The sequence below is a fragment of the Nonomuraea sp. NPDC050643 genome (assembly GCF_040654715.1).
Classification (GTDB): Bacteria; Actinomycetota; Actinomycetes; order Streptosporangiales; family Streptosporangiaceae; genus Nonomuraea.
In genome coordinates this window covers 21,128-42,909 of the sequence record NZ_JBFAIM010000022.1, presented here as the reverse complement: position 1 = coordinate 42,909, position 21,782 = coordinate 21,128, and the positions used below count along the sequence as shown (strand labels likewise).

Below are 21,782 nucleotides of genomic sequence, written 5' to 3'. Positions count from 1 at the left end.
AAGATCCGCGCCATGTGATCATGCCGGACGGCGGTGTCGTTCCGACCGTGGTAAGCGAGGCGGAGATCGCGGAAGGCTAGACTGATCGGCATGCTGGTGCCGGGATACGGCGGCGGGTCGCTCACGGACCTGCCTGATTCGCTGCTGGCCGCCTTGGGCCTGCACACCCCCAACCCGCTCGGCCTCGAGCCCGCGGACCGCGTCTGCCTGTTCCTGGTCGACGGCCTGGGCGCCGATCTGCTGCGCGCCCACCCCGAGCGCGCCCCGTTCCTGTCCGGCCTGGCGGGCCGGACCCTCACCGCCGGCTTCCCCGCCACCACCGTCACCAGCCTCTGCTCCCTGGGCACCGGCCTGACCCCGGGCGAGCACGGCATGCTGGGCCTCATGCTCGCCGTCCCGGGCGCCGGCGAGCTGTTCAACTGCCTGCGCTGGACCCTGGCGGGCGGCCGGACCCTCGATCCCGACGAGTGGCAGCCCGCCTCGACCGTCTACCAGCGCGCCGCCCAGGCCGGCGTCGAGCCCGTCTACGTCGCCCCCGGCGAGTTCGAGGGCACCGGGCTGACCAGGGCGGTCTACCGTGGCGTCCGCTACGTGCCCGCCGACTCCGTCGACGACCGCGTCGCCCGTACACACGAGGCGATGCGCGAGCGGCCCGCCCACGTCACCGTCTACTACGGCGACCTCGACGCCACCGGCCACATGGTGGGCTGGGGCGGCGAAGAGTGGCTGCGCCAGCTCACCCTCGTCGACGACATGGCCCAGCGCCTGGCCGAAGGGCTCCCACCCGGGTCCGCCCTCTACGTCACCGCCGACCACGGCATGGTCAACGCCACCGAGAAGATCGACGCGGAGAGCGTCCCCGAGCTGACCGAAGGGGTGGCGCTGCTCGGTGGCGAGGCCAGGGCCCGGCACGTCTACGCCCGCCGGGGAGCCGCCGGGCAGGTGCTCGAGTCGTGGCGCGAGACGCTGCGCGGCAAGGCATGGGTCGTCTCCAGGGAGGAGGCGGTCGAGTCGGGCTGGTTCGGCCCCCGGGTGCGTGACGAGTGGCTCGAACGCATCGGCGACGTCGTGGCCGTGCCCCACGCCGACCTGGCCATCACCGCCCCGACCCACCACCCGATCGAGGCGCTCTTCACCGGATACCACGGTTCGATGACGCCGGCCGAGCAGAACGTCCCGCTCCTGGAGGTCCACACGTGACGAGCCCGCTGATCACCCCTGCCGGCCTCGCCGCGCTCGACGGCGCGACGGTGCTCGACGTGCGCTGGCGGCTGGGCGGCCCGCCCGGGGCCGAGTCCTACCGCGAGGGCCACATCGAGGGCGCCGTCTACTGCGACCTCGACCACGACCTCGCGGCTCCGCCCGGCGCGGCCGGGCGCCATCCGCTGCCGGGCACGCAGGCGTTCCAGAGCGCGATGCGCCGCCTCGGCGTGTCGGACGCCCGTCCGGTGGTGGTCTACGACGACGCGGGCTCGACGGTCGCGGCCAGGGCCTGGTGGGTGCTGCGCTACTTCGGCCACCAGGACGTACGCGTGCTCGACGGCGGCCTGCCCGCCTGGATCGCGGCGGGCCTCCCGGCCACGAAGGAGACCCCCGAGGTCGTCGAGGGCGACTTCACCGCGCGTCCGGGCGGCATGCCGACCCTGACGGCCGGCGAGGCGGCGTCCCTGGCCGGCCAGGGCGTGCTCCTCGACGCCAGGGCCGCCGAACGCTACCGGGGCGAGGTGGAGCCGGTGGACCCGGTGGCGGGCCACGTCCCCGGCGCGGTCAGCGCCCCCACCACGGACAACATCGGCCCCGACGGGAGGTTCCACGACCCCGCGGCCCTCCGCACCCGGTTCGCGGACCTCGGGGTGCGCGAGGACGTGCCGGCCGGGGCCTACTGCGGCTCGGGCGTGACGGCGGCGCACGAGGTGCTGGCGCTCGCGGTGGCGGGCATCCCGGCCGCGCTCTACGTCGGCTCCTGGTCGAACTGGGTCGCCGACCCCTCAAGGCCCGTCGCCACGGGCTGACCGACTTCCAAGGTCAGCCCGTCCGGGCCGTGCCGCCGCCCAGGTCACAGCGGCCGGTCGCCCGCGCCGAAACAGCAGAACCCGACCTCGCCCGTCTTGGCCGCCGCGCAGGCGAGCGCCGCGTCCGGGGCCTGCCCCGCCGCCACGAGCTCGTGGAACGTGCTCATCAGCGCCCGAGCCGACTCGTCCCGCACCGGCACCAGCCCCGCCACCACGCACGACGACCCCTTGGCCAGGAACGTCCCCGGCAGCCCCAGCGGCGCCCCCTCCATCGGCGTCCGCGACATCCCGGAATTGCACGCCGACAACACCACCAGCCCCGCGCACCGGGAGACGTCCAGCAGGTCGTACGCCATCAGCGACCCGTCCTCCAGCGTGATCCCCGACACCAGCGGGCTGCGCGCGTGGAACACCCCGTGCGCCGCCAGGTGCACCACGTCCGCCGTCCCCAGCGCCTCCAGCACGGCCGCGATGCGCCCGGGCACCTCCCGCCCGCCCCGATGGCAGGCCAGCACATGCGCCACCTCGGCCTGCGCGTGCACCAGGTCGGGCCCGGCCGCCGCCACCACCGAGGCGGGCCCGCCGGAGCGCGCGCCGCGCTGCTGCCGGGCGCGTACCCAGGCCGACGCGCCGGCCGCCACGCTCACCGGGCGCTCACGCAGGGACGGCAGCGCACCCCACGGCAGCGTGTGCAGCGCGCCCACCGGCACCACCACCAGCGGCCGGTCGCCCAGCTCGGGGGCGAGCGGCCGCAGCACCAGCCGTTCGAGCTCCGCCGCCGCCGTCTCGACGTCCTGGGCGTCGAACCCCCGGCGCAGCGCGTAACGCAGCCGGACGATCGCCTCCCCGACCTGCCGCACGCCGCCCAGCCGCCGCAGCACCATCCGCTCGTCGGTCACCAGCACGGCCAGCAGCGCGTCCTGGTCCGCCACGAACTCCACCAGGGCCGCCGCTCCCAGCTCCGCGCGGATCCGGCCCGGGTCGACCAGCGAGCACGCGTGCGCGGGAGCCGTCACCGCCCGCCACCGCTCGGCCCACTCGAGCACCTCCTCCGCGCACCCGTCACGCACCGCCAGCCCCAGCCCGAAGGCCGCCAGCCGCTCCCCGGCCCTGGCCGCGTGGGCGCGCAGCGACGGATCCTCGAACCGCTCCACCCGTTCGCTGACCTCCGCCAGCCCGCGCTCCACCGCGCGGAAGGCCCCGGTGACGTCCTCCTGCAGGGACGCCTGCAGCGCGAGCGCGTGCTGGCGCACCGGCACCGGGATCTGCGACGCCTGCGCGAGCTGCCTGGCCTGCGGCTCGGAGGCCAGCGAGGTCAGCCGGGTGCCGGCCGGCATCCACCGCTCACGCCGCTCGACGTGCCGGGTGAGCCGGACGAGCTGCGCCGAGGCCGTCGGATGGTCGTCGATGGCGAGCGCCGCCTCGGCCGCCGCCAGCCGCAGCGCCGCCGACCCGGCCCGGTGGGCGAACCCGTCCTCCATCTCGTCGGCGCACGCGATCAGCTCGGCGATCAGCTCGGCCGTGATCGGTTCGAGCGCCAGCCGCGAGCGCAGGACGACCTCCTGGGCCAGCGGCAGCCACGACACGCGCTCCTGCGCGGCCAGCTCGGACGCCGCCTGCTCGGCCACCTGCTTGGCCCGGCACGGATCTCCGGTCAGCAGCTCCACCTGCGCCAGCTTCAGCCGTGCCTCGGCCAGCGCCACGTGCGCGCCCGACGCCTCCAGATCGGGCACGGCCAGGCTCAGCATCGCCCTGGCCTCACCCGGCAGATGCGCGGCCAGCAGCGCCCCGGCGAAGTCGGCCCGCATCGTGGCCAGCCGCTCGGGAAAGCCGAACAGGGTGTCCTCGGCCTCGCGGTAGTGCTTGAACGCCCCGGCGATGTCGCCCCGCCGCACCGCGAGGAAGGGCAGGTTGGCGGCCGACAGCCGGGCCAGGTGGGACAGCCCGGAGTGGCGGGCGATCTGCAGGCAGGCGGTGAGGTCGCGCATGGCGGCGTCCCAGTCGCCCCGGTAGGAGTGGATGAGGCCGCGGTTGAGCAGCCCCCCGGCCAGGAACTTGCGGTCGTCGACGGTGCCCGGCGCGGTCACGAGCGCCCGCAGCGCCCGGTCGCACGAGGCGATGGCCTCCTGGTGGCGGCCGAGGTGGGCCAGGGCGACCGCGCGTTGGGTGTCGAGCTTGGCGCGGTCGAGCGGGGAGAGATAGGCCCAGGCCAGGGCCGCCACGCGCAGGGCCTGCAGGGGGTGGCCCCGCTCGGTGCGTACGGTGACGAGGGAGAGCCGCGCCTGGGCGAGCCGCTCAGGAGGCGCGCCCGGGGTGCCGATGGCCGCGCGCAGGTACGATTCGGCGCCCTCCAGGTCGCCCAGCTCGCGGGCGGCCAGCGCCATCGCCCTGAGCGCCATGACCTGGACCCCCGGGTCGCCGGCGCGCCTGGCGGCCTCCAGGATGGTCCGGCCCGCGTGCATCGCGTGGCCGGGGTCGATCAGGGAGCGCATCATGGCGGCCTCGGCCGCCGTGGCGAGCGGGCCGAGGTCGCAGGAGGGATCCTGATCGTCCGGTGGTGCGCTCATGCTGGCCTCGGTCGAGCTCGGGAAACGGCCGGGAGAGTGCGCCGTCCTCCCGGCCTGCTGGCTGGTGGAGCGGTCAGGGGCGGATGCGTACCCACGCGGTCTGCACGGGCGGGTGCCCGGGCCGGTGGCACACCACGCTGAGCCAGCCCGGAGGCAGGCCCGTGGCGGCGAACTGGCCGCTGTGGGCGACGCGGCGGGTCAGCGTCAGATGAGGGGTGCGCACATCGACGAGGGCGTCCTCTCCCGGGTGGGGGAAGATCTGCCCCGCGACGTCGATGAGCCCATCGCCCTCCGTCACCTCGAGCTCGAAGGTGAGCCCGGCCGCGACGAAGCGCACCAGGTGGGAGCCGTCGTCGTCACGCACGCCGCGGATCGCGGCGCACTCGGCGGGCGTGGCGGTCACCGCGCGGGGCACGCGGAGCCCGTAGAGGTCGCGGGTGGCGGCGGACACCTGACTCGGGATCGGGTCGTTGCCGGCGGCCAGCCGGAGAGCCGCGAGGAAATAGTCGTCGTTGATCATTGCGCCGTCTCCTGTGTTGAGATCAGAGTGCGCAGTTTTTCCAGGCAGCGGGCCTTGGTCGGGCCGATGCTGCCCACGGGCAGGCCGAGCCGTGATGCCACCTGCTGGTTCCCAAGATCGATCGCGACCAGCTGGAGAAGCGTGCGGCAGGGTTCGTGGAGGGTCGAGACCGTCTTCCAGAGCAGCCGCCGGCCGTCGGCCTCCAGGACGGCGGACGCCGGGTCGGGAGCCTCGGTCATCTCGGGAAAGGACACGCCCGGACGCTCCTTCCGCAGGATCAGGAGGGCCTCGCGGCGCACGGTCGTCGTGAGCCAGCCCCCCACTCCCGCTGGATCCCTGATGCTCTGGAGGTGCTGGAGCAGACGCAGCCAGGAGCCCTGGACGGCGTCCGCTGCGTCGGCGGGGCCGAGACCACACGCGCGGGCGACGGCCCACATGCGTGGCCCGAACCGCGATTCGAGCTCGTCCCAGGCCGCTCTATCGCCGTCGGCCGCGGCGTCGAGCAACTCCGCCGGATCGCGTGGATCTCGCATGCGGCCTCCTTTCGACCGGCCACGGAGAGGCGATCATGCCTCCTCGTGATTGTCCGGGGACTGAGCGTAAACTCTACAGATTCGCCGGGACGAGAACCCCCAGATCGGGAATTTGCCGGGTCTCCTCAGAGTCAAGGAGCCGCTCGGCCGCCTCCTTGGCGGTCGTGTCCCCGGCCGCGTCGGCGATCGCCCCGGCCACCAGCGCGGCCGCGAACGACGTCCCGCTCCACGCGGCGTAGCCGCCGAACTCGCCCGAGTCGAGATAACTGCTGGTCAGCCAGTCGCCACGGGCGCAGGCGTCGACCCAGGTGCCGTAGCCGGAGTAGGGCGCCCTCGCCTGCGACGAGACGTCCACGGCGGCCACGCCCACCACGAAGGGCAGCGCGGCCGGCCAGAACGGCCGGTCTGAGGAGGTGTTGCCGGCGCAGGAGACCGCCACCGTCTCGCCGAGCGCGCCGATGGCGTCGCCGAGCAGCGGAGGCGGCCGGTCGTCGAACGTGTGGCCGCCGAAGGACAGGTTGAGCACCTGCGGGGGAGCCTCGCGCATGCGGTGGAGCACGCGTACGACGGTCGCCTCGTCGGTGAGGCCGTCGCCGTCGAGCACGCGGTGGACCCGCAGCGACACGCCCGGGGCGCGCCGCGCCAGCAGACCGGCGATGAACGTGCCGTGCCCGGCCTGCGAGCCCTCGGTCGCGTCGGCGTCGCCGGGCCCGAGGCGGCCGTACCAGTCGGCGCCCGACCACCACGGGTGCTCGGCCACGCCGGTGTCGAGCAGGCCCACGACGACGCCGGAGCGGGACCGGCCCGGCTTGAAGCCGATGGGCGGGGCGGGGAACGGCCGGGACGCGGGACCGCCGAAGAACAGGGGCTGGCCGCGGAGCACGTGGTTGGGCGACGCCCGCAGGCCCTGATCGCGGAGCTCGGCGGTCACCTCGCAGGGATCGGCGCCGGAGGACAGGTGGATGACGCAGACGCCGTCCGCTTCCGAGACCGCCTGGGTCCAGCGCGACGCGGCGGACAGAGCCGCCCGGTCGGTCAGCACCTGACCTGGGCGGATGAACGACTCGCCGACAGATTGCATGTCCATGAGCGGGTATGTTTCCGCGCTCGGGTAGCTGTCACACGCCACTCCCGCACCAACTTGGTATGGCCCCCCTCTGGTGCCGGGTAGCGACCGACGGTAGTCTCTCCCTAGTCACTTGTGATCATCCCGATACGAGGCCGTTGGGGAAGGCGCACCTCGTACCGAAACGGGAGGTCCGGTGTCTGCTCGTGGCGTCCTTTACGTCCACTCGGCTCAGCCCGCGCTGTGCCCACACATCGAATGGGCAGTCGCGGGTGTCCTTGGCGTGCCCGTAGACCTGACGTGGACTCCGCAGCCCGCCGCGCCCAACGTCGTGCGCGCGCAGGCGGAATGGGAAGGCCGCGCGGGCATCGCGGCGGCCATCGCCTCCTCGCTCATGGGCTGGCAGCGCCTCAGGTTCGAGATCACCGAAGACGCCTCACCGGGCGTGGACGGCTCCCGGCATGCCTACACCCCGACCCTGGGCGCGTACACCGCGGTCATCGGCGCCGCGGGCGACATCATGATCCCCGAAGACCGCCTCCGCGCCGCCATGATGATGGCCGGCCAGGGGCGGTGCGTGCTGGAGGACGAGCTGGACAAGATGCTCGGCCGGCCGTGGGACGAGGAGCTCGAGCCGTTCAGGTACGCGGGCGACGGCGCCCCCGTCCGCTGGCTGCACGCGGCCGTCTGACCCCGGCCCCGCACTCCGGACCCGGAACAGCGCAAGGCCCCGCACCGAAGCCGGTGCGGGGCCTTGCCTGCTGGTGGAGAGGTGCTGCTTAGAGCGGGATGTTGCCGTGGGCGCCCCTGGCGGGGGTGGCCCGGGCGAGGACCCTGGCGATGGCGCCGCGTGTCTCCTCCGGCTTGATCACCTCGTCGATGACCCCCAGCTCCTGAGCCCTGCTCAGCCCGCCGGCGAGCTTCTCGTGCTCCTCGGCCAGCCGCTGCTCCAGCTCGGCCCGCTCCTCGTCGGGCACGGCCGCCAGCTCGCGCCGCTTGAGGATGCGCACCGCGGCCACCGCGCCCATGACCGCGACCTCGGTCGTCGGCCAGGCGAAGACCTTGGTGGCGCCGAGCGCGCGGGAGTTCATCGCGATGTACGCCCCGCCGTACGCCTTGCGCGTGACGAGCGTGACCCGCGGCACCGACGCCTCGGCGAAGGCGTGCAGCAGCTTGGCGCCACGCCGCACCACGCCGTCGTGCTCCTGGCCGACGCCCGGCAGGTAGCCCGGCACGTCCACGAGGACGACCAGGGGCACGCCGAAGGCATCGCACATGCGCACGAAGCGGGCGGCCTTCTCCGCCGAGGTGGAGTCGAGGCAGCCGCCGAGCCGCATCGGGTTGTTGGCGATCACGCCGACCGTCCGGCCCCCGAGACGGCCGAGCGTCGTGACGATGTTGGGGGCCCACTTGGGGTGCAACTCGATGCCCGGCTCGTCGAGCAGGCCGTTGACCAGCGGCTTGACGTCGTAGGCGCGGCGCGCGGATTCGGGGAGCAGGGTGGAGAAGTCGACCTCGCCGATCTCGCCGCTGCGGACGCGGCCCTGGTGGCCGAGGAGCGTGGCGAGCTGGCGGGCCTTGACGTAGGCGTCGGTCTCGGACTTGGTGACGACGTGCACGACGCCGCTGCGCTTGCTGTGCGGCTCGGGGCCGCCCAGGGCGGCGCTGTCGACGTTCTCGCCGGTCACGCTGCGGACCACGTCGGGGCCCGTGACGAAGATGCGGCCGGAGTCGGCCAGGATGACCAGGTCGGTGAGCGCGGGACCGTACGCGGCGCCGCCGGCGGCGGGGCCGACGACCACGGAGATCTGCGGCACCACGCCGGACGCCTTGGTCATGGCGGCGAAGACCCGGCCGACGGCGTGCAGCGACTCGACGCCTTCGGCGAGTCGCGCACCGCCGGAGTGCCAGATCCCGATGATCGGCACCCGTTCACGGACGGCCACGTCGTAGGCGTGCACGATGTGCTCGCAACCGTCGCTGCCCATCGCGCCGCCCTGGAAGCGGGCGTCACTGCAGAAGGCGACGACGGGCACGCCCTCCACGCGGCCCATGGCGACCAGGACGCCGCTCTTGTCCACAGGAGTGATGAACCGCGGCGAGCCCTCGTCGAGCAGCGCGGTCAGGCGGACGATGGGATCGCGGGGATCGGCGGGCTCCTGGTCGGAGCCGTCGCTCACCACCCGGTTGTCGAGCACCGTCATTCAGGCCCCCTTGAACACGACGGTCACGTTGTGGCCGCCGAATCCGAACGAGTTGTTGACCGCGGCGACGTCGCCTTCCGGTAGCGAGCGGTTCTCGCCGTGGACAATGTCCACTTCGATGCCGTCGTCGATGTTGTCGAGGTTGATGGTGGCGGGGACGATCCGCTCCTGCAGGGCCTTGATCGTGAAGACCGACTCGATGCCGCCCGCGCCGCCGAGCAGGTGCCCGGTCATGGACTTGGTCGAGGTCACCAGCGGGTGGGTGCCGATGGCCTTGGCCACCGCCTGCACCTCGCCGACGTCGCCCGCGGGCGTCGAGGTGGCGTGCGCGTTGACGTGCTTGACGTCGAGCCCGCTGATGCCGGCGTCGGTGAGCGCCTGCGTCATCGCCATGATGATGCCCCGGCCCTCGGGCTCGGGCTGGGTGATGTGGTGGGCGTCGGCGGAGTAGCCGACCCCGGCGCAGTAGGCGTAGATCCGCGCGCCGCGCGCCTTGGCGTGCTCCTCGGACTCGAGCACCACGATGCCCGCGCCCTCGCCGAGCACGAACCCGTCACGGTCGCGGTCCCACGGCCGGGACGCGCCCTCGGGGTCGTCGTTGCGCTGGGACATGGCCCGCGCGGCGGCGAAGGCGGCCATGTTGAGGCCGTGGATGGCGGCCTCGGTGCCACCGGCGACGACCATGTCGGCGCGGCCGACCCTGATCATGTCCATCGCGTAGCCGATGGCCTCGGCCCCGGAGGCGCAGGCCGACACGGTGGCGTGCACGCCGGCCTGGGCGCCCAGGTCGAGCCCGATCCAGGCGGCCGGGCCGTTGGGCATGAGCATCGGCACCGTGAAGGGCGACAGCCGGTTCCAGCCGCGCTCCTTCCAGGTGTCGTACGCGCTGAGCGTCGTCGAGATGCCGCCGATGCCGCTGGAGACCACGACGCCGAGCCGCTCTGGCGCCACCTCGGGGGCGCCGGCGTCCTGCCAGGCCTCTCTGGCGGCGACCAGCGCGAACTGCTCGCTGCGGTCGAGGCGGCGGGCCTCGGGCCGCGGCAGCACCCCGGCCGGATCGACCGCGGCCGTCCCCGCGAACTTCACGGGGACGGCGTCGATCCAGTCCGTGGTGAGGGTCTTGACACCCGACTGACCGGCGAGGAGCGCCGTCCAGGTCGAGGTGACGTCTCCACCGACGGGCGTCGTCGCGCCAAGCCCGGTGACGACGACACGTACCCGGTTCGCACTCACGTTTTCGCGCTCCTTACTGTTCAGTCGGGGTGTGCTCAGTGCTGGATGAAGGTGAGGACGTCCTTGACCGTCTTCAGGTTCTTGAGCTGGTCGTCGGGGATCTCGACGCCGAACTCGTCCTGGGCGGCCACGGCGATCTCGACCATGGACAGGGAGTCGATGTCGAGGTCGTCCACGAAGTTCTTCTCGGGGGTCACGTCGGAGGCCGGGATGCCGGTGATCTCGTTGATGATCTTGCCGAGACCTTCGAGGATTTCCTGCTCGGTGGCAGCCATGTCGCTAGTTCTCCTTGTTGGTTATCTGGGTTCTGTGCGGACGGGCCGCACAAGCTCGATGGAACAAGATCGGATTCTAGGGAATCTCGATCACTTGGCCCGCGTAGGTCAGACCCGCGCCGAAGCCGAGCACCAGCGCGAGACCGCCCGAGCGGACCTCGCCGCGCTCCAGCATGCGCGAGAGCGCAAGCGGGATGGACGCGGCCGAGGTGTTGCCCGCGGTGACGATATCGCGTGCGATGGCGGCCTGGTCGGCGCCCAGCTTGCGGGCGATGGCCTCGATGATGCGCAGGTTGGCCTGGTGGGGCACGAACGCCGACAGCTCGGACGGGTCCACGCCGGCGCGGGCGCAGGCTTCGAGGGCCACCGGGTGCAGCGCGGTGGTGGCCCAGCGGAAGACCGTCTGGCCCTCTTGGTAGAGGTAGTTGTCGCGGTCTTTGATGGAGATCGCCTCGGACTTGTCGCCGGAGCTCCCCCAGACCACGGGGCCGATGCCGGGCACCTCGGACGGGCCGACCACGGCCGCGCCGGCGCCGTCGGCGAAGATCACGGCCGTGGACCTGTCGGTCCAGTCGACCCACTGCGACAGCTTCTCGGCACCGATGACCAGCACGTTCCTGGCCGACCCGCCGCGTACGGCGGCGCTGGCGGTGGCGAGCGCGTAGCAGAACCCGGCGCAGGCGGCGTTGACGTCGAACGCGCCGGGGGCCTTGATGCCGAGACGGTGGCCCACCACCGCGGCGGCGTTGGGGATCTGGGTCTCGAGCGTGCAGGTGGCCACGATGACCAGGTCGACGTCGGCGGGGGACATGCCGCTCGCGGCCAGCGCCTTGCCGCCGGCGATGGTGGCCATGTCCTCGACCGACTCGCCCGCCGGGGCGACCCGCCGCTCCTTGATGCCGACGCGGGACTGGATCCACTCGTCGTTGGTGTCGATGGTCTTGGCGAGGTCGTCGTTGGTGACGACATTGGCGGGCTGGTAGTGGCCGAGTGCCAGCACCTTGGCACCGGGGGCTACGTCGGGGATCCTCATTTGATCAGCTCCCTGGCCGCGTCGAGGTCGTCGGGGGTCTTGAGCGCCACCGTCTGGACGCCGCGCAGGGCGCGCTTGGCCAGGCCGGTCAGTGTGCCGCCGGGCAGCAGCTCGATCATCTTCGTGACGCCGAGCCCGGCCATGGTCTCCATGCAGGTGTCCCACCTGACGGGGTTGCTGACCTGCTTGACCAGCCGCTCGAGGAACTCGGCGCCGGTGGCGACCACCTGCCCGTCGGCGTTGGACAGCAGCTTCACGCCGGGGTCGGCGGGGACGACGGCCGCGGCGGCCTCGCGCAGGCTCTCCACGGCCGGGGCCATGTGGCGGGTGTGGAAGGCGCCCGCGACGGAGAGCGAGATGAGGCGGGCACGGGCCGGCGCGTCCTCCTTGAACGCGGCGAGCTGCTCCATCGTGCCGCCGGCCACGAGCTGGCCCGCGCCGTTGATGTTGGCGGCGGTCAGCCCGTGCTTGTCGAGGGCGGCCAGCACCTCTTCCGCGACGCCGCCGAGCACGGCGGTCATGCCGGTGTCGGTGACGGCGGCGGCCTTGGCCATGGCCTGGGCGCGCTCGCGGACCAGGGTGAGCGCCTGCTCGGGGGTGAGCACCCCGGCCAGCGCCGCGGCGGCGAACTCGCCGACGCTGTGGCCCGCCAGCAGATCGGGGGCCGCGCCGAGCGCCTCGGCCGAGGCGAGGGCGGTGGCCACGAGCAGCGGCTGCGCGACGGCGGTGTCGCGGATCTCGTCGGCGTCGGCGGTCGTGCCATAGGCGACCAGGTCGAGCCCGACGACCTCCGACCAGGCGCCGAGTCTGTCGGCCAGACCGGGCAGCTCGAGCCAAGGAGTCAGGAAGCCTGGGGTTTGGGCACCTTGGCCCGGGGCGACGAGTACAAGCACAAAAACCACCATGCCCTGTAGAACTCCGACACGCGGATGGAGATCCGTACGAACTTTGTCCGGGGTGTTTTGTAGGAACCCTACAGTGGGGATTTCGGCATGGTTACGTTAGGGCGCGCCACATTACGGCACTTTCCGAGAGCCTGCCGAGGATGAGGCCGACCTGCAGCGTGAAGGCGGAGCGGCCCTCGGTGGGCTGGTAGCCGGTCAGTTCGGTGATTTTCTTGAGGCGGTAGCGGACCGTGTTGGGGTGGACGAACAGCAGCCGCGCCGTCGCCTCCAGCGAGGTGCCCTGCTCCAGGTACGTCGCCAGCGTGTCGAGCAGCGGCGTGCCCGCCAGCGGCAGGAAGACGTTCTCGATGAGCTGCTCCCTGGCGTCCACGTCGCCGTCGAGCGCCCGCTCGGCCAGCAGGTCCTCGGCGTGCACCGGCCGGGGCGCGTCCGGCCAGCCGGAGGAGGCCTTCAGCCCGGCCAGCGCCGCCCTGGCGGACCTGGCGGCGGCGTGCAGGTCGGGCACCTCGGGGCCGATGACGATGGGCCCGACGCCGAAGCGGGCCACGACCTGCCTGGCCGCGTCGTTGACGCTGCCGGCCCCGCCCACGATCACGATCAGCCGGTCGGCCTGCACCCCGGCCAGCAGGTCCATGCCGATGCGGCGGCCCTTCTCGCGCAGCCCGTCGATGACCGCCCGCGGGTCGTCCTCGGGGGCGTGGCCGGCGATGACGACCACGGGAGAGGAGGTCCAGCCGAGCGCGGCGGCCCAGGAGTGCAGCCCGTCGTCCACCTCGCCGCGGACGAGGGCGTCGACGATCAGGGCCTCGAGCCGGGCGTCCCACGAGCCCCTGGCCTCGGCCTCGCGGGCGTAGACGTGGGCGGCGGCGAAGGCGACGTCGCGCGTGTAGCGCAGCATGGCCTGCTGGAGCTGGTCCTCGCCGCCGGGGGCGGCCAGTTCGTGGGCCTGCGCCTCGACCACCTCGACCACGACCCTGACGATGTCGACCGTCTGCTGCAGCGAGATCGAGCGCTTGAGCTCGCGCGGGGCCGTGCCGAAGAACTCGATGCTGGGCGTGTCTCTGCCCGCCTGCTGGAACCACTCCACGAACGCGGCGATGCCGGCCTGGGCGACGAGCCCCACCCACGAGCGGTCCTCGGCGCTGAGCGCGCGGAACCACGGGAGCTGCTCGTCCATGCGCGCCATCGCCGCCGTGCCGAGCGAGCCCATGGCCCGCTCGAGCCTGCGTGTGGTGTCCTCCCGGGTCCGGTCTGTCACGTCTCCTAGAGTGCCAGGTCCCTCAGGATGACCGGAACGGCGGTTCGCGCCGGTCGAGATCACGGCTCCCGGTGACGGTCTGGATCGCGGTGTAGATCACGGTGTAGACCACGGTCTAGATCACGGCGACGGCCGTGATGAGGCCGATCGCGACGTGGGTCACCGCCAGCAGCCGCGCGCCCGGCTCCAGCTTGGGCTCCTTGATGAGGTCGCGTACGGAGATGCCGACGATCTTGTCGAACATCAGCATGGCGACCGTCTGCACCACGATGCCGACCAGGCCGAAGACCGCCGTGCTGGCGAGCCCTTCGGCCAGGCGGCCGCCGGAGGCCCAGATGGAGGCCGCCACGATCAGGCCGACCGCGGCCAGGGCCGAGGTGGTCAGCAGGGTGGCGTTGGGGTTGCGCTCGCTGCGGATGATCTCGCTGAGCTTGCCGGGCGTGGCCCAGTCGATCACGTAGAAGCCGATGATCATGAGGATCACGCCGACGGCGGCATATGAGGCGATGGCTCCCGCCCCGCGGGCGAGGGTCTCGAGAAGAGTCACGTGGTTCCAATCAGGCGAAGAAGGGGGTTCACACCGCGATGCGATGTGGCACGAAAGATGAGGTGTCGTCGGTGATGAGGCCGGTCGTCTCCCTGATGCCCAGCCCGGCGGCCTCGTCGGCGACCATCCAGGCGCCGAGCACCGGCCGCTGTCCCTCGAAGACGGGCAGCGCCTCGAAGCCCTGGTAGACGTAGCCCTCCCGGCCGTAGACGCCCGGCGTCTCCTGGGTGCCCTCGGGCGTGACGATGCGCATCGAGGCGCCCTCCCTGCCGAGCAGTGGCTTGGCGATGTAGGACGTCAGGTCGCGGGGGCCGTCGAGGTAGGCGGGCAGCAGGTTCGGATGGCCGGGGTTGAGCTCCCACAGCACGGCCAGCAGCGCCTTGTTGGACAGCAGCGTCTTCCACAGCGGCTCGATCCAGGTGGCATGCCGTACGGCGTGTCTGCCGAAGTCGTCGGCCAGCATCCACTCCCACGGGTAGAGCTTGAAGGCGGAGCGGATCATGCGCTCCTCGACGTCGACGAACTGGCGGTTGAGCGCGTCCCAGCCGATGTCCTCCATGGCGACGGCGACGGTCTGCAGGCCGGCCTGCTCGGCGGTGTCCTGGAGGTAGGCCACGGTCATGGCCTCCTCGCCGGTCTCGTCCGCGTTCGTGAACGCGAAGTGGGTGGGCCCCGGCGGCAGCCGCAGCCCGCGCCAGCGCTCGATCAGCCGCTCGTGGACCGAGTTCCACTGGTCGTCGCCGGGGAAGACGTCCTGCAGCCAGAACCACTGCACGACCGACGACTCCACCAGCGAGGTCGGCGTGTCGGCGTTGTACTCCAGCAGCTTGGCCGCCCCCGTGCCGTCGTAGCGCAGGTCGAAGCGGGCGTAGACGTAGGCGTCGCGCCGCTCCCACGAGCGGGCGACCTCCTCCCACGCCCATTCGGGGATGGCGAAGTCGGCGTAGCGCCCGGCCGAGACGACGTGCTCGACGGCCCGCAGGCACATGTCGTGCAGCTCCTCGACCTGTCTCTCCAGCTCCTCGACCTCGTCCATCGAGAAGACGTAGTGGGTGGACTCGTCCCAGTAAGGGCGGCTCAGCCCCGACGGGTGGGCGGCGCGGTGGTAGGCCAGCCCCTGGCTCTCGATCGTCTTCTCCCAGCCGGCCCTGGGAGCGGAATGTTCGCGGCGCACTCGGTCAGCTCCCGCCGCTCCAGCTACGGCCGAAGCCGCCCCGCTGGATCTCCTTGCCGTTACGGCTGCTGATGTTGGTGTCGGAGGGGCGCACCGTGGTGCCGCCCTCGACGCGATTGCCGACTCTTCGCCCGCCGTAGTACCACATGTACGCCCCGCGCGATCCCCCGTAGTAGACCGTGCTGCGGTTGTCGTCATCGCAGTAATCGTCGTCGACGACCTCGTAGGTGCCGTCGTCCAACTGGACGACGCAGTCCGCGGTGGTCTCCTCGTCGTCCGAGACGGCGGCGCAGTAACCGACCACCATCACGGACAGGACCCCGAGCACGACCAACGGGACGACCTTCGACGACTTGCGCGGCGGCTGTGTGTGCGCCGGATGTGCCATCAAACTCCTGCTTTCCTGGGCCGATCAGCCTAGCGGTGGCCCTCATCCCCGTTCAATGTGTAGATCCCTGTGGTTGTCGTTCACTTGGGTATGAATGAACGCATGGATCCGGTCGAGGCCCTGCGCGAGATCGCCTTTCTGCTCGAGCGCGCGGGCGAGCCCACATACCGCGTACGTGCCTTCCGCCGCGCCGCCGCGGTCGTGGACGATCTTCCCGAAGAGGAGCTCGTCCGGCTGGCCCGTGGCGGCGGGCTCGGCGACCTGCCCGGAATCGGGAAGGTCACCGCCCTTGTGGTAAACGAAAGCCTGAATGGAGAGGTTCCTACCTACCTGCGCCGAATGCGGGCCACCGCGGACGTCGAGCTCGACGAGCAGACCGCCGCGCTGCGGGCCGCGCTGAAGGGCGACCTGCACAGCCATTCCGACTGGTCCGACGGGGGTTCGCCGATCGAGGAGATGGCGGAGGCGGCCCTCGCGCTCGGGCACGAATACTGGGCGCTGACCGACCACTCGCCGCGCCTGACCGTGGCCAAGGGGCTGTCGGCCGAGCGGCTGGAGCGGCAGCTCGAGGTGGTGGCCAAGCTGAACGAGCGGCTGTCGCCGTTCCGGATCCTGACCGGGATCGAGGTGGACATCAACCTCGACGGCTCCCTCGACCAGGAGCCCGAGCTGCTCGGGCGGCTGGACGTCGTGGTGGCCAGCGTGCACTCCAAGCTGCGCATGGGCGGCGAGGACATGACGCGCCGGATGGTCACCGCCATCGCCGATCCGCTGGTCGACGTCCTGGGGCACTGCACGGGGCGGGTGGTGCAGGCCGGGGGAAAACGAGGGGTGAAGCGGCCGGAGTCGGAGTTCGAGGCGGAGCTGGTCTTCGAGGCGTGCCGGCGGTTCGGGGTGGCGGTCGAGATCAACTCCCGTCCCGACCGGCTGGACCCGCCGAAGCGGCTGATGCGGCTGGCGTACGAGATGGGGTGCGTGTTCTCGATCGACTCCGACGCGCACGCGCCCGGGCAGCTCGACTGGCAGCGTCACGGGTGTGAGCGCGCCGCCAGGTGCGGGATCGAGGCCGAGCGCGTCGTGAACACCTGGCCCCTGGACAGGCTCCTCGACTGGACCGCGGCCTGACCGGCGAACAGGCTGAGGATCTCGGCCGCCGCCCCGGCCACCGGCAGCACGGTCGCGGCCCGCTGCCCGACGCGGCCCAGCGCGGCCCGGATCCGGCTCTGGTCGGGATCGGGCTCGCGCAGCTCGGCCTGCACCTCCAGGGCGTCGCGCCGGACCTTCGCCGCGGTGGCGGGGTCGAGCTCCTCCAGGTGCTCCGACACCAGGCGCACCAGCGCGTCCGCCGCCGCCTGGGCCGGGTGCGCGGGGCCGCCGGTCTGCGTGACGGGCCCGGCGTTCCCGATGGCCACCTGATCGCCGAACGTGCTGCCCTCGATGCGGATCTCAGCTCGGCGTTCCATGGGGCCCTCGCCTGCCGTCCTTGAGGTCCGGCTCCGCGCCGACCGACCAGACCTGGGCGACGGAGCCGGCACCGAGGAAGGCCGGATCGTCGGAGAATGTCAGGAACGGGGAGCGCGCGGCGGCGTGCTGCGGGTCGTCGTCATCGTCGTCCGTCCTGTGGTCGCCGGAGTAGAGCGCGATGTCGCCGTGCTGGGCGGCGGCCAGGTAGGCCGTCCGACGGCGGGTCCACGGGCCGTACACGCGGGGCGGCCGGTGCCGGCCGCCGGCCCGCAGCCCGTGGACGAAGGTGCGCGTCACCACGGCACGGAACCCGGCGAGGATCAGGGCGAGGATCAGGGCGGCGAGCGCGACGAAGGCGACCGCGCCGGTGCCGACGGGCAGATCCTTCGTCATCGAGTGGAGTCAGGCCCGCCCGCCGGGGCCCAGCGCGTCGCGCGTCAGCGCCGCGGCCCAGCCGATGAGCAGGAACAGCGTCACGACCATCACGGCGTACAAGAACGACCGGTCCCTGCTCGGCCGCCGCCCGGCCTGCGCCTGGATGACCACCATGGGCACGAAGATCGCCGGCAGCACGGCCACGGACATCGGCTCCGCGATCCAGGCGGCGATCATGGCGAGGACGAGCAGGGCGTCCCTGGCCAGCGCCAGCCGCCGGGCCCGCAGGCAGTGGCGCAGGACCACCTCGACGTCCAGGCCGTCCCTGCGAAGGCTGAAGGATCGGATAATATTCGGGCATTTTTCGCCTCACGCCGCTTCAAGCACCTTGACGGAGGAACACCTCCGAGGCGTGAGATTTGTGTTGCCATGAGGTGAGGCGCCGGTGGCCAGACCGCCGGTCACACCGCGATTGTCGGTGGCTCGGCGTAGCGTCTCGGCTGTGAATCGTACCGACCGGCTCTACGCGCTCGTCGAGGACCTGCGCGCCATCGCGCCACGCTGCCGCTCGGCCCGAGAGCTCGCCAAGCGGTTCGAGGTGAGCGTGCGCACGATCGAGCGCGACATCACGGCGCTGCAGGAGTCGGGCGTGCCGATCTACGCCGAGACCGGCCGCAAGGGCGGCTACGCCATCGACAAGACGATGTCCCTGCCCCCGCTCAACTTCACCCCCGCCGAGGCCGTGGCCATCGCGGTGGCGCTCAGCCGGGCCGGCGACCAGCCGTTCGGCCGCCAGGCGCGCAGCGCGTTACGCAAGGTGGTGGCCGCGATGCCGGGCACCGAGGGCGAGCTGGCCCGAGAGCTGGCCCGCCGCGTGCAGATGGTCCACCTGCCGCCCGAGCAGGGCACCGAGATCCAGCCCCTCGGCGCCGAGGGCATCTCCCGGGCCATCGAGGAGGCGCTGCTGCGCCGCCGCGTGCTCCGGCTCGACTACGCCGACGCCAAGGGCGCGCTGACCTCCCGCGACGTCGAGCCGGGGGTGTTCCTGGGTGGGCGCGGCGGGTTCTGGTATCTCGTGGCGTGGTGCCGCCTGCGCGACGACGTACGCGTCTTCCGCCTCGACCGCATCGCCGCCGCCACCGTCACCGCCGAGCGCTGCCCCGATCGGCCGCTCGAAGGCTTCGCCACCGACGTCCCCGAGATGATCGTCCACGGGACTCTGCTCGATTAATCAATCGAAAACACCGACATAGGGTTGTCGCCGACACGTTAGATCGTTGTCTTGTTCGAGAAAGGGAGACGACGATGGACAACACGGTGACCTGGTTCGAGGTCGCGACCGATGACCCCGAAGGCGCCCAGCGCTTCTACGGCGGCCTGTTCGGCTGGACCTTCGCCGCCGGCGAGGCGGGGCCGATCGACTACCGGATGATCGGCTACCCGGGTGCCGAGCAGCCCGCGGGCGGGCTGTTCAACACCAAGGGCGAGTTCCCGAGCCACGCGGTCTTCCACGTGCAGGTGGCCGACGTCGAGGCGACCTGCGCCACGAGCGAGTCTCTCGGCGGCAAGGTGATCATGAAAGTGATCGACGACGGCGCCGGCACCGACTTCGCCTACCTGCGTGACACGTCGGGCAGTGTCTTCGGGGTCTTCCACCGCAGGTGATCATTCGTCCGCCGGCCGTGACTGCGCCTTCCCCGCGACACTCCGGCCGGTGAGCGGGCCGCTTTCTCGCGAAAGCGGTTCACCATCGCCCTGGACACGCCGCCGATCGCCGAGCGGCGGCGCGTCCAGGGCCACTCTCCTGCCCTGCCGGGGAGCGCGGCTAGAAGGCGGCGGCCGACAGCCAGCGGTCCAGCAGGGCGCGGTCGCCGTACACGGTCAGCGCGTCGGGGGAGCGGCGGCCGTACAACAGGAGCAGCAGATCGCCCACCGGGCCCCGGACGGCGGCGTCGCCCTTGGCGTGGCCGCGCGCCCATGTGATCTTCCCGGCGGCTTCCTGGGTGACGGTCCACTCGCCGTCGGCGTCGGTGGCGTGGAGGTGGATCGTGGCCCCCTCCACACCGAGCTCGGCCAGCGGCCGGGTGACCCACGCGGCGTGCGGCAGGTTGTGCAGGAACTCCTCGATGCCGTCGATCGCGGTCTCCGCCGGGACGGCCGGGTCGGCGCCCAGCGCGAGCTCCGCGTCGGCCCGGTGGACCACCAGCTCGAAGAGCATGCGGCGCGGCCACCAGGACGCCCGCCCGTCCGGCCCCCACGTCCACACCGTCATCGACGGGTCGGTGGCGCGCAGGGTCTCGAGCAGTTCGGCCGCCCCCGCCGTGAGCCAGGCCGCGTCGCCGCTCCGTCCCTCGGCCAGATCGCTGGGCACCTGCCGCGACCAGATCCGCTCCTGGACCCGGTTGCGCAGGACGTGCGTCGCCCAGCGGTGGGTCTGGCCGACATGGGTGATCAGCTCGGCGAGCGTCCATCCCGGGCACGTGGGCACCGGGACGGACAGGTCGCCGGCCAGGGCCGCCAGGCGCGCGGCCTCCGTCTGGATCTGTGAGTCGTAGTCCTTCACCCGGCCCAGACTAGGCCGCGGGGCACGTGGCGCCCTTACCGGGCATCTTCCCCTCGATCAGGTAGGCGTCCACCAGCCCCTGTACGCACTTGCTGCCCGATAGGTACGCCCCATGCCCCTCACCCTGGTACGTCACCAGCGTCGCGGTCTTGAGCTGGGCCGTCAGCTTGGGCGCCCACTCGTACGGCGTGGCCGGGTCGCCCTTGCCGCCCACCACCAGGATCGGCGCGGACCCGGTGGCGTCCACGTGCCGCGCCTCGTTGCTGCCCTTGACCGGCCAGACGCGGCACAGCCCGCCCGACCCCTCGCTGCCGAACAGCGGCGAGATCTTCAGCGCCGCCGCCTCGGTGCGCCGCAGCGCCGCCTCGTCGGGCCGCTCGGCGGTGTCGACGCAGGTGATGGCCGGGAAGCTGGTCATCTGCGTGGAGTAGGTGCCGTCCTCGTTGCGCCCGGTGTAGGAGTCGGCCAGGTACAGCAGCGCCTCGCCCTTGCCCTTGAGCGCCTCGCCGAGCGCCTGCTCCAGGAAGGGCCAGGTCAGCTCCGAGTAGAGCGCGGCGGCCACGCCGGTGGCGGCCAGGCCCTGGGTGAGCTGGCGGCCGTTGACCGTCAGGGGCTTGCCGGCGAGCTGGGTCATCAGCTTCTCGACGTTGTTGTCGGCGGTCGCCTGGTCCTTGCCGATCGGGCAGGCGCCCTTGACGCAGGCGCGCAGGAAGCTCTCGTACGCCTTCTGGAAGCCGCGCGTCTGGGCCAGCGTCCGCTGCTCGAACGTGACCGACGGGTCGAGCGGCGCGTCGAGGACCATGCGGCCCACGTTCTTCGGGAACTTGGTGGCGTACACGCCGCCGAGCTGGGTGCCGTAGGACATGCCGACGTAGTTGAGCTTGGCGTCGCCGACCGCGGCGCGGATGCGGTCCATGTCGCGGGCGGCGTTCACGGTGCCGACGTAGGGGAGGATCTTGCCGGAGTTCTGCTCGCAGAGGTCGGCGAACCGCTTGTTCGCCCCCTCGATCTGCCGGCGTGTCTCGTCGCCGGGCGGCAGCGTGTCCAGTGAGGTGAACTTGTCCATCTCGGCGCCGTCGCCGCAGCGTACGCCGGAGCTGCGCTCGACGCCGCGCGGGTCGAAGCTGATCAGGTCGTAGCGGGCGCGCAGCGGGGCGAGCACCTTGGCCGCCTGGTCGAGCGTGTCGACGCCGGAGGCGCCGGGGCCGCCGAAGTTGAACACCACCGAGCCCAGCGGCTTACCCTTGCCGGTGGCCGCCACCTTGATGAGCGCCAGATCGAGCTGCTCCCCGTCGGGCTTGGTGTAGTCGAGGGGCACTGCGAGTTTGCCGCACCGTACCGAGGGGTCCTGGCGGGCCGGTGGCTCGCCGTCGGGGCGCTTCAGATCGGTGCACGGCCCCCACGCGATCTTGGTGGGGTCCGCGGTGGACTCCGAGGCCGGTTCGGCGGGTGCGGTGGAGCAGCCGGCGGCCGTCACGATCAGGGCGGCGGCTAGGACGCGACGCATACGAAAGTTCCCCTCACAGAGCTCAGGGGGAAGTAGTGCCCACAATACGTGACCCTGCACCAAACCCGGGTGAGGCGGCACGTACCCCTCCTGCAACGTGCCGCCTCACAGGCCCTGCGGCGCGGACGGCCGGAGATGACGGCGCTCCCGCGAAAGGT

The 21,782-nt window shown here is 72.3% G+C and carries 24 protein-coding genes; 6 read left to right on the top strand and 18 right to left on the bottom strand.

Going from position 1 to position 21,782, the window contains the following annotated elements; translation table 11 throughout:
• Positions 1–90: 90 nt before the first annotated feature.
• Together AB0I15_RS28700 and AB0I15_RS28695 are read left to right on the top strand one after the other, a co-directional pair.
• Positions 91–1,200 (top strand): nucleotide pyrophosphatase/phosphodiesterase family protein, encoded by a 1,110-nt coding sequence (locus tag AB0I15_RS28700; RefSeq protein WP_358101897.1) that lies wholly within the window; start codon positions 91–93, stop codon positions 1,198–1,200.
• The gene (locus AB0I15_RS28695; RefSeq protein ID WP_358101895.1) at positions 1,197–2,012 is read left to right on the top strand and encodes a sulfurtransferase; all 816 of its coding nucleotides are present in this window, start codon (positions 1,197–1,199) and stop codon (positions 2,010–2,012) included. The genes AB0I15_RS28700 and AB0I15_RS28695 overlap by 4 nt, the downstream gene beginning before the upstream one ends.
• Before the next feature lie 44 nt (positions 2,013–2,056).
• Here the strand turns inward: AB0I15_RS28695 and AB0I15_RS28690 are convergent, their stop codons facing one another.
• The 4 genes from AB0I15_RS28690 to AB0I15_RS28675 form a co-directional block, all read right to left on the bottom strand.
• Positions 2,057–4,579, bottom strand: coding sequence for a CHAT domain-containing tetratricopeptide repeat protein (locus AB0I15_RS28690; RefSeq protein WP_358101893.1), 2,523 nt, complete (start codon positions 4,577–4,579; stop codon positions 2,057–2,059).
• Between the two features lie 73 nt (positions 4,580–4,652).
• A complete protein-coding gene (locus tag AB0I15_RS28685; RefSeq protein ID WP_358101891.1) occupies positions 4,653–5,099 on the bottom strand; it encodes a hypothetical protein in 447 nt (148 codons plus the stop codon).
• Entirely contained in the window at positions 5,096–5,632 is a 537-nt protein-coding gene (locus AB0I15_RS28680) for a sigma-70 family RNA polymerase sigma factor (protein WP_358101889.1), read from the bottom strand. Before AB0I15_RS28680 ends, AB0I15_RS28685 begins: the two co-directional genes overlap by 4 nt.
• 73 nt (positions 5,633–5,705) lie before the next feature.
• Complete coding sequence (locus AB0I15_RS28675) at positions 5,706–6,719, bottom strand: S8/S53 family peptidase (RefSeq protein ID WP_358101888.1); 1,014 nt, start codon at positions 6,717–6,719, stop codon at positions 5,706–5,708.
• A gap of 175 nt (positions 6,720–6,894) precedes the next feature.
• Between AB0I15_RS28675 and AB0I15_RS28670 the strand changes: the two genes are divergently transcribed.
• Positions 6,895–7,389 (top strand): DUF3145 domain-containing protein, encoded by a 495-nt coding sequence (locus AB0I15_RS28670; RefSeq protein WP_358101887.1) that lies wholly within the window; start codon positions 6,895–6,897, stop codon positions 7,387–7,389.
• Between the two features lie 88 nt (positions 7,390–7,477).
• Here the strand turns inward: AB0I15_RS28670 and AB0I15_RS28665 are convergent, their stop codons facing one another.
• The 9 genes from AB0I15_RS28665 to AB0I15_RS28625 form a co-directional block, all read right to left on the bottom strand.
• On the bottom strand, positions 7,478–8,902 hold the full coding sequence (locus AB0I15_RS28665; RefSeq protein ID WP_358101886.1) for a carboxyl transferase domain-containing protein: 1,425 nt from the start codon (positions 8,900–8,902) through the stop codon (positions 7,478–7,480).
• On the bottom strand, positions 8,903–10,135 hold the full coding sequence (fabF, locus tag AB0I15_RS28660; protein WP_358101885.1) for a beta-ketoacyl-ACP synthase II: 1,233 nt from the start codon (positions 10,133–10,135) through the stop codon (positions 8,903–8,905).
• 35 nt (positions 10,136–10,170) lie between these two features.
• Positions 10,171–10,410 (bottom strand): acyl carrier protein, encoded by a 240-nt coding sequence (locus tag AB0I15_RS28655; RefSeq protein WP_103955538.1) that lies wholly within the window; start codon positions 10,408–10,410, stop codon positions 10,171–10,173.
• A gap of 76 nt (positions 10,411–10,486) precedes the next feature.
• Positions 10,487–11,443 carry a beta-ketoacyl-ACP synthase III gene (locus tag AB0I15_RS28650; protein ID WP_358101883.1) on the bottom strand — a complete coding sequence of 319 codons (957 nt, stop codon included), beginning with the start codon at positions 11,441–11,443 and terminating at the stop codon, positions 10,487–10,489.
• On the bottom strand, positions 11,440–12,336 hold the full coding sequence (locus tag AB0I15_RS28645) for an ACP S-malonyltransferase (RefSeq protein ID WP_358101881.1): 897 nt from the start codon (positions 12,334–12,336) through the stop codon (positions 11,440–11,442). Before AB0I15_RS28645 ends, AB0I15_RS28650 begins: the two co-directional genes overlap by 4 nt.
• A gap of 103 nt (positions 12,337–12,439) precedes the next feature.
• Positions 12,440–13,558, bottom strand: a complete 1,119-nt coding sequence (locus AB0I15_RS28640) for a helix-turn-helix domain-containing protein (protein ID WP_358102118.1) — start codon at positions 13,556–13,558, stop codon at positions 12,440–12,442.
• Positions 13,559–13,721: 163 nt separating this feature from the next.
• Positions 13,722–14,153 carry a DUF350 domain-containing protein gene (locus AB0I15_RS28635; protein WP_358101879.1) on the bottom strand — a complete coding sequence of 144 codons (432 nt, stop codon included), beginning with the start codon at positions 14,151–14,153 and terminating at the stop codon, positions 13,722–13,724.
• Positions 14,154–14,181: 28 nt separating this feature from the next.
• On the bottom strand, positions 14,182–15,327 hold the full coding sequence (locus AB0I15_RS28630; RefSeq protein ID WP_358101877.1) for a glutathionylspermidine synthase family protein: 1,146 nt from the start codon (positions 15,325–15,327) through the stop codon (positions 14,182–14,184).
• 4 nt (positions 15,328–15,331) lie between these two features.
• Complete coding sequence (locus tag AB0I15_RS28625) at positions 15,332–15,715, bottom strand: hypothetical protein (RefSeq protein ID WP_358101875.1); 384 nt, start codon at positions 15,713–15,715, stop codon at positions 15,332–15,334.
• A 102-nt stretch (positions 15,716–15,817) separates the two neighbouring features.
• Here AB0I15_RS28625 and AB0I15_RS28620 point away from each other — a divergent pair, with 102 nt between their 5' ends.
• The gene (locus AB0I15_RS28620) at positions 15,818–16,840 is read left to right on the top strand and encodes a PHP domain-containing protein (protein WP_358101873.1); all 1,023 of its coding nucleotides are present in this window, start codon (positions 15,818–15,820) and stop codon (positions 16,838–16,840) included.
• On the opposite strand, the gene AB0I15_RS28615 is transcribed toward AB0I15_RS28620, so the two are convergent.
• From AB0I15_RS28615 to AB0I15_RS28605, 3 genes are read right to left on the bottom strand one after another with little or no spacing between them, the layout of a single operon-like run.
• Entirely contained in the window at positions 16,744–17,178 is a 435-nt protein-coding gene (locus AB0I15_RS28615; protein ID WP_358101871.1) for a hypothetical protein, read from the bottom strand. The two genes, AB0I15_RS28620 and AB0I15_RS28615, sit on opposite strands and share 97 nt — an antisense overlap.
• On the bottom strand, positions 17,162–17,572 hold the full coding sequence (locus AB0I15_RS28610) for a hypothetical protein (RefSeq protein ID WP_358101869.1): 411 nt from the start codon (positions 17,570–17,572) through the stop codon (positions 17,162–17,164). Before AB0I15_RS28610 ends, AB0I15_RS28615 begins: the two co-directional genes overlap by 17 nt.
• Positions 17,573–17,581: 9 nt before the next feature.
• Positions 17,582–17,860 carry a hypothetical protein gene (locus tag AB0I15_RS28605; protein WP_358101867.1) on the bottom strand — a complete coding sequence of 93 codons (279 nt, stop codon included), beginning with the start codon at positions 17,858–17,860 and terminating at the stop codon, positions 17,582–17,584.
• A gap of 196 nt (positions 17,861–18,056) precedes the next feature.
• On the opposite strand from AB0I15_RS28605, the gene AB0I15_RS28600 reads away from it, so the two are divergent.
• Together AB0I15_RS28600 and AB0I15_RS28595 are read left to right on the top strand one after the other, a co-directional pair.
• On the top strand, positions 18,057–18,785 hold the full coding sequence (locus tag AB0I15_RS28600; RefSeq protein WP_358101865.1) for a YafY family protein: 729 nt from the start codon (positions 18,057–18,059) through the stop codon (positions 18,783–18,785).
• A gap of 74 nt (positions 18,786–18,859) precedes the next feature.
• Positions 18,860–19,219: a VOC family protein gene (locus AB0I15_RS28595; RefSeq protein ID WP_358101863.1), complete on the top strand. Its 360-nt coding sequence runs from the start codon at positions 18,860–18,862 to the stop codon at positions 19,217–19,219.
• 160 nt (positions 19,220–19,379) lie between these two features.
• Here AB0I15_RS28595 and AB0I15_RS28590 read toward each other — a convergent pair whose 3' ends face one another.
• The gene (locus AB0I15_RS28590; RefSeq protein WP_358101861.1) at positions 19,380–20,117 is read right to left on the bottom strand and encodes a maleylpyruvate isomerase family mycothiol-dependent enzyme; all 738 of its coding nucleotides are present in this window, start codon (positions 20,115–20,117) and stop codon (positions 19,380–19,382) included.
• Between the two features lie 10 nt (positions 20,118–20,127).
• Positions 20,128–21,624, bottom strand: coding sequence for an alpha/beta hydrolase (locus tag AB0I15_RS28585; protein WP_358101859.1), 1,497 nt, complete (start codon positions 21,622–21,624; stop codon positions 20,128–20,130).
• Between the last annotated feature and the right edge of the window lie 158 nt (positions 21,625–21,782).